Origin of the sequence: Peristeroidobacter soli (assembly GCF_004138485.1) — a bacterium.
GTDB classification, from domain to species: Bacteria; Pseudomonadota; Gammaproteobacteria; order Steroidobacterales; family Steroidobacteraceae; genus Steroidobacter; species Steroidobacter soli.
In genome coordinates this window covers 803,005-816,548 of record NZ_RYEV01000004.1, presented here as the reverse complement: position 1 = coordinate 816,548, position 13,544 = coordinate 803,005, and the positions used below count along the sequence as shown (strand labels likewise).

The window sequence follows — 13,544 nt, the reverse complement described above, 5'->3', positions numbered from 1 at the left end:
GATGAGCGGTGTTTCGTATGGACAGGATGTTGAGAGCGAAGCGGAAACGTCGGAGGGCGAGGCGATCCGCGTCGCGGCCACTGACGCGCGCAGCGTGGAAGGGGGAACGCTCGCGACAGTCGTGGTCACAGCACGTAACCGCGAGGAGAAGTTGCAGGATGTGCCGCTGTCGGTCTCGGTCGTCAACGGCGAACAGCTGCAACGGCTGGAAGCAGTCGATCTGAGCTCGTTCGCCAGTCGCGTTGCCAACGTGTTCGTGCAACGAGACAACCCTCAGCATCGAGCCGCGTCCATTCGCGGTATCGGCATGATGAGCAACACGCACGCGCAGGATCCGAGCGTCGGCATCATTGTCGACGGCGTCAACTACGCCTACAACCCGCTGGCCGCGAGCGTCGAATACACCGATGTCGCGTCGCTGGAAGTGACGCGCGGTCCGCAGGGCACATTGATGGGCAAGAACGCGACGCTCGGCGTGATCAACGTCATCACCAAGCGGCCTTCCTTTACTCCGGAGGCCAGCTATTCGCTGGGCTACGGCGACAACGAGACATTCATCGGCAGAGCGTCCGGCGGCGGCCCGCTCATCGACGACGTGCTGGCCTGGCGCGGCTCCTTGTCCGTGCAGAGAGGGGCGGGCGCCTACGACAACAAATACCGCAGCCCCGATGACACCTACGTCAACACCGATCGCGTGTCCGGCCGGGCACAGTTGCTGTGGCAGCCGACCGCCGACTTCTCGGCGCGACTGAGCGTGAACTCCCAGCCGCGCACCACGGACAACTCCAATGGTTCGGAGCTGCACACACCGACGCCGACGTTCTACGCGGACGGCAGTCCCAACCCGCGCAGCTCCGACGCCTCGACTCGTCTGGCACGGCGCTGGTTCGACCAGTTTCAGGACTTCGATTACGAGCGCGACTATCTGAGCAACAGGTATCACTTCAACGACGGCCAGGGCCCGCAGGTCACCGGCAGCAAGGGCGCGTCCTTGGAGCTGAACTGGCAGCGCGACGGCTACACGATCACTTCCGTCAACGCCTACAACGACTATCACTTCAACGCGCGTTACAACGACGAGGGCACGCCGTTCGCCATTCAGATCGGCAGCGGCAATCTGCACGACTACCGGCAGGTGAGCCAGGAGCTGCGTCTGAGCTCGCAGATCGGCGACTTCGTCGACTACCAGACTGGCGTGTACTACATCAACACGCGCATGAGAGATCAGGGGTCGCTCACCATTTACGGCGCGGACGCCGGCGCCTGGTACGCGAACAACAGCCAGTACACGACACTGGATCGGGATGCGGCCGGCCGCTACCTGATGCAGAACTCCATCGATCACCTGGGCATCGTCGGCAATCCCAAGCAGGATCTGGATAACACCAGCCAGGCGCTGTTCGGCCAGGCCAACTGGCATTTCACGCCGGCGCTGACGTTGACCACCGGGCTGCGTTTCACTCGCGAGGATCGCAAGACCTCGCACAGCACGTCCTATATCTATTCGCAGGGCTATGCATCGGAGCTCAATCCGGTGGCGGTCAATGGCGTGCCACTGGGCGGATTCGCATCGACATCGACCGGCGCGCTGAATACCACCGACCCGGCTCAGATCGCCGTGGCGAATGCGGTTGCGCTGAAATACTTCGGCGTCGTGACCTACACAGGACTCAGCGATGCTCAGCTGCGTCAGGTGGCCGCGGCCAAATCGATCCGCGCCGCTCGCATCGGCCGCGTGTGGAACGACTTCAGCCCGCCCGCATGGAAGGACACGCAACCCTCGTTCGTCGTGAGCCCGAGCTATCGGATCAACGACGACGTGAACACCTATGTTTCCTGGCAGTACGGCGAGAAGGCCGGTATCTCGCAGGCGAGATTCGGTGTCTCGGCACCCGCGAAGGCCGAGAAGAACAGCTCATATGAGCTCGGGGTCAAGGCGGCGCTGTTCGATCGTACCTTGACGCTCAACGCCGACGTGTTCGTCACGGACATCGAGGACTATCAGCAGGCGGTGCAGATCTTCGATGAGTACACCACCAGTCTGAACGCCGACGGCAATCTCTACTACATGTCGGCCACCGGCAATGCCAACAAGGTGAGAGCCAAGGGCCTGGAGATCGACGGCTCCTACGATGGCATCGAACATCTGTCGATCCGCTTCGCCGGCGCCTACAACGATGCCTACTACCGCGACTTTCCCAATGCAGGTCAGCCGGAGGAGCGCGGCAATCTGGCGCTTCCATACCGGGATGCGTCGGGCCTGACGTTGCCGGGCGCGTCCAAGTACACATTCAACGTGGGCGCGGACTACCGCCATCCCATCTTCGATCGCAGCGAATTCCGTTTCAGCTTCAACACGGCTTACCTCAGCAAGTACAAGTCCGACGTGGCGCTGTCCGAGTACAGCTGGATTCCGGGCCACAGCATCACGGATCTGTCGCTGGGCATCGCCACCACGACGCTGCAGAACAATGAATTCGAAATCAGCCTGTTGGTGAAGAACGTGTTCGACGACGACACGCCCTTCAAACGAACCTGGAACCTGGTCACGCCGGCGGATCCGCGTTGGGCGGCCATCGTGGTCAGCGGCAAGTTGTAAGGAGCTCATGACATGTCCCTGTTGAAGAATCTCGTGCGTGGCGCGCTGTCGCTGAGTATCGCGGCGGTCACGGTCGTATTTGCGGCGGATCAACCGCAGGCGCGTGCGTGGTGGGCGTATCAGCCGCTCGCCTCGGAGGTCGTTCCCAATGTGAAACATCGAGACTGGGTACGCACGCCGATCGATGCGTTCGTGCTGGCAAAACTCGAGGAGAAGCAGCTGCAACCGTCCGGGGACGCCGATCGCGCAGCGTTCATTCGTCGCGCCACGCTCGATGTCTGGGGCGTGATCCCGACGCCCGAGGAGGTGGATGCGTTCGTCAACGACCGCTCCTCGCGGGCGTATGAGAAGTTGGTGGATGGATTGCTCGCCTCACCACGCTACGGCGAGCGCCAGGGACGTCGCTGGCTCGATCTCGCGCGCTACGCCGACAGCGTCGGCTACACCAACGACGAAGATCGGCCCAATGCCTGGCGGTATCGCGACTATGTGATTGCCGCCTTCAACGACGACAAACCCTATGACCGGTTCATTCGCGAGCAGATTGCCGGCGACGAGTTGTGGCCCGAAGACCAGCAGGCGCTGATCGCCACCGGCTTCCTGCGTTACTACCCGGACGACAGCAATTCCCGCGATCTGTATCTCAAGAAGTACGACAACACCACCGACATGACCGATACCGTCGGCACGGTGTTCCTTGCGCAGACCGTGGGCTGCGCCCGGTGCCACAATCACAAGGTCGACCGGATTTCGCAGAAGGAATATTTCCAGCTGCAGGCGTTCTTCGCGAACACCAGTGCGCGCGACGACATCCCGGCGACGAAGGGCACGTACGAGCTGGAGTACGACAAGCAGCAGGCGCTCTGGCAGGAACAGACCAAGGACATTCGCGCACAGCGTAAGGCTGTGCTCGATGAGGTGCGTGCGAAGGCCGAGGCGCATTACATCTCGCGCTTCCTCGATAACACACGTGCTTCGCTGAGCAAGCCGCAGGAGCAGTGGACGCCCGAGGATCGCTGGGTCAACAACCGCAACAACATTTATCGCAGCGAAGGCAATCTGGCCGACTACCTGGAGGATTCCCAGGATCCGGCCGACAAGGAGCGCCTGGCGCGTTACAAAGCACTCAACGATCAATTGAAGAAGTTCGATCATCTGCGGCCGAAGCGCGGCACGTCGAACACGATCTCGGCGATCACCGAACTCGGTCATCCCGAGGCACCCGCGACTCATCTGTTATTCACGGGCTCGCTCGATCAGCCGCGTGATGAGGTGCAACCGGGCATTCCCGCGATCCTCAATGTCAGCAAGAAAGAATTGACGATTGCACCGACCCAGACCTCGTCGGGCCGTCGTACGGCGCTCGCAGGGTTCATTGCCGATGCCTCCAGCAGTCCGCTGACCGTGCGCGTGTATGTCAATCGCATCTGGGCGCAGTACTTCGGTCGGGGCATCGTGAATACGGTCAGCGACTTCGGACGCGCCGGTGAGGAGCCGACGCATCCTGAGCTGCTCGAATACCTGGCGAATCGATTCGTCGCCGAGGGCTGGAGCACCAAGAAGCTGCATCGGCAGATCCTGCTGTCCAGCGTGTATCGGCAGTCGTCCGCCTATCGAGAGGATCTGCAGGCCGCCGATCCAGACAACAAGCTGCTCGGTGCGTTTCCGCGCATCCGCCTGGATGCGGAGCAGATCCGCGATTCGCTGTTGGTTGCTTCCGGAAAACTCAACGAGACGCGCGGCGGCCCGAGCGTTTTCCCGCCCATTCCCACCACCGCGGTGACCGACAACCGACAGGGACGCTATGACTGGCGTGCCTCGGTGGACGAAGCGGATTACAACCGGCGCAGCGTTTATATCTTCACCAAGCGCAGCCAGCCGTACCCGTTGCTCAATACGTTCGATATGGCGTCGGCCGATGTCGTCCACAGCAAGCGCGAGACGACGACGACCCCGCTGCAATCGCTGGTGCTCATCAACAGCGACGCGGTGTTCGACTGGTCGCGAGCACTGGCGGGCCGAGTGCTGAGCGAGGCGGGCTCGAAGCAGGCGGAGCAGTTCGAGCGGTTGTATCGGATTCTGTATGCGCGGTCGCCGGACAAGTTCGAGAGCCAGGTGCTCGCGCAGTTTCTGAATCAGCAGGAAGCGGCCATTCGTGCCCAGCTGCCGACCGGTCAGTTCGCCGTGGCCTTGCCCGTCGGGCTGAAGCGTGCGCCGACAGCATCGAGCGATCCGGTCCGACTCGCGGCGTTCGTCGACCTGACGCACTCGCTGGTCGCCGCCAACGAATTTGTCTATCGCTATTGAAACCCTTTGCAAGCGGAGAACTGTCGAGTATGAGTATCAAGAGCAAGTCGCGCAGGGAGTTCCTCGCGCACGCCTCCCAGGGACTGGGTGCCGTCGCGCTCGGCGGAATGCTGGGGCCTCGAGCGTTCGCCGACGCGGTGGAGGGAGCGCCGGCGCTGAATCCGCTGGCGCCGAAGGCACCGCATTTTGCGGCCAAGGCAAAGTCGGTGATCTGGCTGCACATGGCCGGTGCGCCGAGCACCGTCGATCTGTTCGACTACAAACCGGAGCTGGTCAAGCTGGCCGGTCAGCCGGTGCCGCAGTCGTTTCTTTCCGGCATTCGCACCAGTACCACCGGTGGTGTCGGCAAGCTGATCGCGACCAAGCGCAGCTGGAGACAACATGGCGAGAGCGGTGCCTGGTTTTCGGATCTGTTACCGAATCTGGCGCGGCAAGCCGACGATCTGGCTTTCATCAAATCCAGTGTCACGATCGGCGCCACTCACAACATCTCCATTCTCAAGCTCAATACCGGCGAGCTGAATCCGGGGCGCCCGTCGCTGGGTGCGTGGGTGCAGTATGCGCTGGGAACGCAGAACCCGGACCTGCCGGGCTACGTCGTGTTGTCGAACGGCGGGCGCGGTCTGGAAGGAGGATCGGCGGTGAACTTCGCCTCCGGCTTCCTGCCGGCGGTGTATCAAGGCACGCCGTTTCAACAGGGCGATTCTCCCATCCTGTTCCTGGATCGTCCCAAGCTGACCAGCATCGAGCAGCAGCGCAACAGTCTGGATCTGCTCAAGCGCCTGAATGAGCATCGTGCGGATCGCTACCCGCACGACACCGAGCTGCGTGCGCGTATCGAAGCCAATGAGCTGGCGTTTCGCATGCAGAAGGCGGCCGCCGACTCCGTCAATCTCAAGAGCGAATCGGCAGCGACCAGGGAACTCTATGGTTTGAACGATGCCGCTTCGGCTGCGTACGGCACCAATCTGCTGCGCGCCCGCCGGCTCGTGGAGCGGGGCGTGCGGTTCATCCAAGTGGTCTCGGGCGAGTCCGGTGGCGTGAAGGATTGGGATGCGCACAACGAGATCGAAAAGAATCACAGTGCGATGGCGCGGATGGTGGACAAGCCGGTGGCAGGCCTGCTCGCCGATCTCAAATCGCGCGGGCTGTTGGAGTCGACGGTCGTGGTGTGGGCGTCGGAGTTCGGCCGCACCTCGTGGGGTGAGTCCGGCGATGGCCGCGATCACAATCCGTGGGGTTACACGCAGTGGATCGCTGGAGCGGGTGTGAAGGCGGGCACGACCGTGGGCGCGACCGACGAGATCGGTTTGAAAGCCGTGAGTGACGTCAAGGTCGATACCTACGATCTGCATGCAACGGTTCTGCAACTGCTGGGCCTCGACCATCTCAGAACCATCTTCCTGCACAACGGCCGCGCCGAACGCCCGACGGTGGTGTACGGCTCGGTGGTCAAGGATCTATTGGCATAGGGCGGGCCGATCGGATGCGACTCGCTGCAATTGCGGGCATGGCGCTGTGCGCGCTCATGCCCGGTCGGATGGCGCTGGCCGAGATCGATACCAGCGACATCGATTGGTATCTGATGCAGGACATGGAGCACGCGCTCAAGGATCTGGAGCCCGTGCTGGTGGTCGGTAACTTCGATTCGGCGCGCTCCAGTGCCGAAGTGTTACGAGGCGGGCTGCAGTACGTGCACGACTATTTCGTCGCCAAGGGCAATGTCGAAGATGCGGTGAAGATTGCCGCTGAAGGACAGGTGACGATCGCGCGCGTGCTCGCCGCGTTGGACAGCAAGAACCAGGAGGCTGCGATTACCGCGGCCCGCGACACGGCCAGGAACTGCAAGGCTTGTCATCAGATCTACAAGCCCTGAGAAAAAAGGCGCACGGCGGGATTGCCGTGCGCCTCTCGATCAGAACTGCTTGTTGACCGTCAAACCGTAGGTGCGCGGATCACCCAGCTGCGCGACGACCAGGCCGGTGCTGCCCGACTGCGTGGAATAGAACTCGGGGTAGTCCTTGGCGAACGCGTTACGCACCCAGCCATACACGTTCCAGCCAGTGCCGAAGCGGGCGCCGGCGCGGAAGTTCGACTGCCCATAGCCGCCGATGTCGGTGTAGATGGAGCGCGACGGATTCGACGAGAACCTCGAGCGATAGCTGCCGTCGTAGGCGAAGTACACGCCGCCATCCTCGCCGAGCGCGGAGATGGGCAGCTCATATTCCAATCCATACGACAGCGCGACCTTCGAAATGCCCGGCAGCCACTGACCCGAGATATCGCACGAAGCCGGGCTGAATCCATTCGGCGTGCCGGGCGCACTCGGTGGATTCGCAGCGGAGGCCGCCTGGCCGCCCGACAGTTCCGGCGGGCACGGCGCGTCCGGGAACTTCACATACTCATGATCCGTGTACGAGCCGTTTGCGTACAGCAGCAAGCTGTCGATGGGGCGCGTATTCAACTCCAGCTCCACGCCACGCACGCGAACCTTGTCGGCGTTCGCGAGATAGCCGCGAATCACGTTGGCCTGGCTGTTGGTGACCGTCGCCTGATAATCGCTGATGTCGGTCCAGAACGCGGACAGATTCAGCGTCACGCTGCGCGAGAACAGCTGCGTCTTGAGACCGGCCTCGTAATGATTGGTGCTTTCCGGCTCGACGGTTTCCACCGCCGTGATCGGTTGATTGTTCGCATCCAGCGGCAAGCCAGACAGGTTGATGCCACCCGACTTGAACGAGCGCGCGTAAGTCACATACGCGAGCACATCGTCGCTCACGTCATAGGACACGGTGAAGTCGCCCGACACGTTGGTGTCGTCGAACACGGGCCGGTAGCTCTGCGGCGCGAGCACGCCGAGCTGCGCGGCGGTGAGCGCGGTGTTGGTCCCGTTCGTCACCGTCGCGATGTATTTGCCTTCCTTCTTGTCGTAGTTGACGCGCAGGCCCGGCTGCAGACGCAGATCGTCGGTGATGTGCCAGGTGAGCTGGCCGAAGGCCGCGACGCTGGTGTTCTTCAGGCCGATGTCGTTCTCCGAGCGCAGGCCGTTCAGAATGTCAGGATTGTTGGCGTTCGCACCGCTCAGCAGCCAGCGGCTCGCGAGCGGGCCTTGCTCCTGCACGCCGTTGGTATCGACCGTTTGATAGAAGCCGTACACACCGGCGACGTAGTCGATCTTTTCGCCGGCCACCGAATAGCGCAGCTCCTGCGAGTATTGGCGTTGCTTGGACGGGTTCTCGGAAATGGTGGTGATCGGCAAGCCGACGAAATCGCGATCGTTCGACGGGCCCCAATCCCACTTGCGGTACGCGGTCACGGAGGTGAGCAGGCCCGGACCGATCTTCCATTCGGCCAGCACCGACGCGCCGCCAAACTGCTGAGTGGCGCTGAGCTCGGAGTCCAGGTCGGTGAGCCGATCGAACGGATTGAAGCTGGGCGGCTGATAGTTGTTGGACGCGGCGGCGAGCGCGGCGTACTGACGAGCGGGCGCCCGCTGCGTCGAGCCGGTCTTCGCCCACACCTGGCCATAGCCGAGCGGATCCTGCTCGGTGTAGTCGGCCGAGAAGGTCACCTTGAAGCCATTGCTCGCCTGCCACAGCAACTGGCCTTTCACGCCCAGGTTGTCCAGCTCGTTGATGTGTTGACCGGTAGTGACGTTATAGATCGTGCCCTCGCGCGAGGTGTACGACGTGCTCAGTCGACCCGCGAGCTTGTCGCCGATCAGCGGACCGGACACCGACGCCTTGCTCTGTGTGTAATCGTAGTTGCCGCGAGTCAGCTCGATGCGGGCTTCGGGAGTAAAGGTCGGCTTGCGCGTGGTGATGTTTACAGCACCGGCGGTCGTGTTCTTACCGTACAGCGTGCCTTGCGGGCCGCGCAGGATTTCGACTTGTTCGACGTCGAGGAAGTCGAAAGTCGCGGTGGCGTTGCGGTTGTAATAGACCTGATCGATGTAGATGCCGACGCCCGGCTCGATGCCGTCGTTGGTCAAACCGAACGGCGTGCCGAGGCCGCGAATGTTCACGCTGGAATTGCGCGGGTTGCTGGAATAGAACTGCACCGAAGGCTGCAGCTGCGAGAGCCGTCCGACGTTGATGGTGCCGGTGGATTCGATCTTATCGGCGTTCAGCACGGAGACCGCCAGCGGCACATCTTGAACGGCTTCTTCGCGACGGCGTGCGGTCACGGTGACGCTCTCGATCTGCGAATCGGCGGAGACATTCGTGTCGGGATTCGCGTCCGCGTGTGCGGTGCTCGCGCCTCCCGCAACGATCAGGGCGAGTAACGATAGTCTGCGCATTGTTCTATTCCTTCGATGATGGCCAGCGCAGCAGCGCGTCTGTGGCTGCTGTCGATGTAAACATCGTAGGAGGTCGCCGGTATCTATTCAGTCAGGCGACGGTAACGTTTGAGTCACTGCTCATACCGGGCTGCGATCAGAGCAGCATGCGCGGGAATGTGACTCGGCTATAACCCAGCTCGCTCCCGGCGCGGCCCGGCCCCTTTTCCGAATCTGACTAGTCGTCAGGAATTTGTAAGAATCCAGTAACAATGAGCTGAAAGAATCGCGCCCTGACGGTATCTGTAAGGTATTTGTCAGGACTGACGGGTGCAAGACGCCCGCAGGCCGTCGGCGGGCGCCACTCTTATTAATAAACCGGGTACGCCAGCCAATCGCGGGATTTGGGAGGGGCTTCGACGTGCTACTGGTTTCCGACCGCGCCTTGGGCGCGGCTCTCTTCATCGGCGCTCTGCAACTGGGCGCGGCGGCTCAAGTGTCGGCGCAAGAGGCTGATGCATCGGCTGAAACGGCGTCGGCGCCTGAAGAGCGTCGCGTCGATGTCCTCGAGTATCGGATCGACGGCAACACCGTGCTCAGCGCGGCCGATATCGAAACAGCGGTGCAGCCGTTTCTCGGGCCGCAGCGCTCGGTAGTGGAGATCCAGCAGGCGCGCACCGCGCTCGAACAGAAGTATCGCAAGCTGGGTTACGAGACCGTCGCGGTCGAAATTCCCGAGCAGGACGTGCGTACCGGCGTCGTACGTTTCAACGTCGTGGAGTTGAGCGTCGGCAGACTGCGAGTCACCGGCTCCAAATATTATTCGCCCGATCTGATTCGCGACCGCGTGCCGTCGCTGGCCGAAGGCAAGGTGCCGCGCTATGACCTGGTCGCGAAAGACATCGCGACGATCAACAACGCACGCGATCGCACGATTACGCCGACGCTGCGAGCCGGCTCCACGCCCGGCACCGTCGACGTCGATCTGGAAGTCGAAGACCACGCGCCCATGCATGGCAGCTTCGAGGTCAACGATCGTTACAGCACCCAGACCAGCCGTTTGCGCGCCGTCGCGTCGGTGAGCTACGCGAATCTGTGGCAGCGGGATCACAGCCTGAGCTTGCAAGTGCAAGCGACGCCTGAGGAGCTGAAGGAATCTTTCCTCGTCTCGGCCTCGTATCTCGCGCCATTGCCCGGCACGAAGGCGAGCCTGGTGGTGTACGGCATGCATTCGGACAGCGACGTCGCGGCCGTGAGCGGCATCGATGTGCTGGGTAAAGGCGACATCGTAGGCGTGCGTGCGGTGCTGCCGCTGCCGGGAGCGGGCGACTCGTTCACGCATTCGGTCCTTGCGGGTCTGGACTACAAGAACTTCAAAGAAGATTTGATTCTCGGCGCCGACAAGGCGGCCACGCCCATCGACTACATCCCGCTGACGCTCGAGTACTCGATGTCGGCGCTGGACGGGATGGGCTCGACCGACTTCCACACCGGCCTGACCTGGGGCACGCGCGGTCTGGCTTCCAGCAACGATGAGTTTGCCCGCAAGCGTGACGAAGCGCGCGCGAACTTCATGTATCTGCGCGCGGACGTGACTCGTACACAGAAGCTGCCGAAGGATTTCCTGGGAATCCTGTCGTTCTCGGCGCAGCTCGCCGATGAGCCGCTGATCAGCAACGAAGGCTTCAGCGTCGGCGGATTCGACAGCGTCCGCGGTTATGCCGAATCGCAGGTGCTCGGCGATTCGGGCATGCGTGCGTCGCTGCAATTGGAAACACCGTCGCTGTCGGGTCGCTTCGGCTCGTCCTTCAATGAATGGCGTGTGTTCGCGTTCGGCGACTGGGGCAAGGTCTATATCGAAAACCCGCTCGCCGACGTGAACGGTGTGCAGACCGATCGCATCGAGATCGCGAGCTATGGACTCGGCACGCGGCTGCGCATGTTCGACAACTACAACGCGATGTTGTTGCTGGCCAAGCCGCTCAAGGACGAAGAAGAGCTGGATCTGGACATCAACGACCAGTACCGCGCGCAGTTCCGCATCTGGGCCGAGTTCTGATCCCCACGACTATTCCCAAGCCTGAGAAATATTAGATGAAGAAGTCGATCGTGCTCCTGTTCCTCGGCCTGTTGGGCCTGCCGCATGCCTGCTGGGCATGGTGGAACGAGGACTGGAACTTCCGCACGCAGATCACGCTCGATCCGGGTCGGCTCACCGTGCCACCGGGCGAGTCGCTGACGCGCGTGCCCCTGCTGGTGCGTCTGCACGAGGGCAACTTCGCGTTCCTCGATGCACGCAGCGATGGCACCGACTTGCGCTTCGTCGCGGCCGACGATCAGACGCCGCTGAACTATCACATCGAAACATTCGACGGCGTCGCGAGCCTCGCCTACATCTGGGTGGACGTGCCGACGGTCGAACCCGGCAAGCCGCAACACATCTGGCTGTACTACGGCAACGAACAGGCCACCGGCGTCAGCAACGCGCCCGCCACTTACGATGGCGAGACGGCGCTGGTGTATCACTTCAACGAGACCGCAGGTCCGCCGCGCGATCAGACTGCGAACGGCAACAACGCCGTCAGCTCGACCGCGATGCCTTCGTTCGAAGCGCTGATCCGTCAAGGCGCACAGTTCAACGGCAACATGCACGTGCGGATCGCTCCGTCGGCATCGCTGAGCCTGCCTGCAGGCGCGCCGCTCACCTGGTCCGCATGGATCAAGCCGGAGGCCGAGCGTCCGCAAGCCCGCTCCGTCGTGTTCACCAAGTTGAGCGCCGCCGGCGAAACTTCCCCGGCGCGCTTGCTGATCGGCCTCGATCAGAACCGTCCGTTCGTTCGGGTGGTGGACGCGGCCGGGAATGCGCAGGAGACGATTGCACCCAGTCCCGTGCAATCGCAGTCCTGGTTGCACCTGGCCGTGGTCGCTTCCGACTCGATTCGTTTGTATGTAAACGGCATCGAAGCCGCAGTGCTGGTGGCGAAGCTGCCGGAGCTGGGCGGTGAGTCGACCATCGGCGCCGATTCGCAGGCCCTGGCGGTCGCCGGCCTGCATTCGGTCGCGGCCAGCTCGAACGCCGGTTTCATCGGCTCGCTGGACGAGTTGACGATGTCCAACGCGCCCCGCACGCCGCAGTCGCTGGCCTTCGCGGCGGCGACGCAGGGCAGGGATGCTTCCTTCATCAGCTTCGCGCCGAAGGCCGAGATTCGCGGCGACTGGTTCAGCGGCGGTTACTTCACGATTCTGCTCAGCGCCGTGACCGTCGACGGCTGGGTGGTGATCGCGCTGCTCGGCGTGATGCTGGTCATCAGCGTGATCGTGATCTGGAGCCGCCTCGACTATGTGAGTCGCGTGGACAAAGCCAACCAGGGCTTCCTGCGAGAATTCCAGGAACTGTATCTGGCGCTCGCGCGGCAGAAGCAGTCGGGCAACCTCGGCGTGCAGCCCATCCCGACGACGCCGGCCGCGGCCAAGCTCGCCGACTCTTCGATCTTCCGCATCTACGGCACCGGCGCGGCTGAAATCGAACAGCGCATCGCGATGGCGACCACACTCTCGCCGTTCTCGATCGACTCGCAGACCGCAGAGGCGCTGCGTGCCTCGCTGGATTCGGCGCAGATCCGCGAACAGCAACTGCTCAACAAACAAATGGTGTTTCTCACCATCGCCATCTCGGGCGGTCCGTTCCTCGGGCTGCTGGGCACGGTCGTGGGCGTGATGATCACGTTCGCATCCATCGCGGCGGCCGGCGACGTGAACGTCAACGCAATCGCTCCGGGTGTCGCGGCGGCGTTGATGGCCACGGTCGCCGGCCTCGCGGTCGCCATTCCCGCCTTGTTTGCATACAACTATCTGACCACGCGCATCAGCAACATCACTGCCGAGATGGCCGTGTTTGCCAACGAGTTCGTCAGCAAGATGACCGAGCTGTACCGACGATAAGTCATGAAAGTTCACACCAACAAGCCCTATGACGACATCAACATCACGCCGATGCTGGATCTGGCCTACGTGCTGTTGGTCATCTTCATCATCATGACTACCGCTTCGGTGCAGGGAATCAAGATCAGCGTGCCCAAGGCGAGCGCGGCGCAGAGCCTCGCGAAGCCGACCACCAAGGCCATTTCCATCACCAACGACGGGCGCGTGTTCCTCGACACGTTCCCGGTGACCATGACGGAGCTGGAGTCGCAGCTGCGTTCGTATCAGGCCGTGACGCCGGAGTTCCCGGTGGTGATCAAGGGCGATCGCACGGCGCAGTACGGACGCATCATGGAAGTGCTGGATATCTGCGCCAAGCTGCAGATCACCCAGCTCGGTCTGGTGAGCGAGCGGCAGGCGCCGGCGCAGTAGTCATTG

General features: G+C 62.4%; 8 protein-coding genes. 7 read left to right on the top strand and 1 reads right to left on the bottom strand.

Annotated features, from left to right (window positions below):
- The first annotated feature begins 1 nt into the window (after position 1).
- The 4 genes from EKO19_RS19265 to EKO19_RS19250 are packed head-to-tail and all read left to right on the top strand — an operon-like array spanning position 2 to position 6,782.
- A complete protein-coding gene (locus tag EKO19_RS19265) occupies positions 2-2,599 on the top strand; it encodes a TonB-dependent receptor (RefSeq protein ID WP_175597112.1) in 2,598 nt (865 codons plus the stop codon).
- 12 nt (positions 2,600-2,611) lie between these two features.
- Entirely contained in the window at positions 2,612-4,906 is a 2,295-nt protein-coding gene (locus EKO19_RS19260; protein WP_129778067.1) for a DUF1549 and DUF1553 domain-containing protein, read from the top strand.
- A gap of 35 nt (positions 4,907-4,941) precedes the next feature.
- The gene (locus EKO19_RS19255; RefSeq protein WP_129778535.1) at positions 4,942-6,378 is read left to right on the top strand and encodes a DUF1501 domain-containing protein; all 1,437 of its coding nucleotides are present in this window, start codon (positions 4,942-4,944) and stop codon (positions 6,376-6,378) included.
- Between the two features lie 14 nt (positions 6,379-6,392).
- Positions 6,393-6,782, top strand: coding sequence for a hypothetical protein (locus EKO19_RS19250; protein WP_129778066.1), 390 nt, complete (start codon positions 6,393-6,395; stop codon positions 6,780-6,782).
- A 39-nt stretch (positions 6,783-6,821) separates the two neighbouring features.
- Here EKO19_RS19250 and EKO19_RS19245 read toward each other — a convergent pair whose 3' ends face one another.
- Positions 6,822-9,206: a TonB-dependent receptor gene (locus EKO19_RS19245; RefSeq protein WP_129778065.1), complete on the bottom strand. Its 2,385-nt coding sequence runs from the start codon at positions 9,204-9,206 to the stop codon at positions 6,822-6,824.
- A 400-nt stretch (positions 9,207-9,606) separates the two neighbouring features.
- Between EKO19_RS19245 and EKO19_RS19240 the strand changes: the two genes are divergently transcribed.
- The 3 genes from EKO19_RS19240 to EKO19_RS19230 are packed head-to-tail and all read left to right on the top strand — an operon-like array spanning position 9,607 to position 13,538.
- Positions 9,607-11,244 (top strand): ShlB/FhaC/HecB family hemolysin secretion/activation protein, encoded by a 1,638-nt coding sequence (locus EKO19_RS19240; RefSeq protein ID WP_157995338.1) that lies wholly within the window; start codon positions 9,607-9,609, stop codon positions 11,242-11,244.
- 35 nt (positions 11,245-11,279) lie between these two features.
- The gene (locus EKO19_RS19235) at positions 11,280-13,127 is read left to right on the top strand and encodes a DUF2341 domain-containing protein (protein ID WP_129778063.1); all 1,848 of its coding nucleotides are present in this window, start codon (positions 11,280-11,282) and stop codon (positions 13,125-13,127) included.
- Positions 13,128-13,130: 3 nt separating this feature from the next.
- Positions 13,131-13,538, top strand: coding sequence for an ExbD/TolR family protein (locus EKO19_RS19230; protein WP_129778062.1), 408 nt, complete (start codon positions 13,131-13,133; stop codon positions 13,536-13,538).
- Positions 13,539-13,544 lie beyond the last annotated feature (6 nt).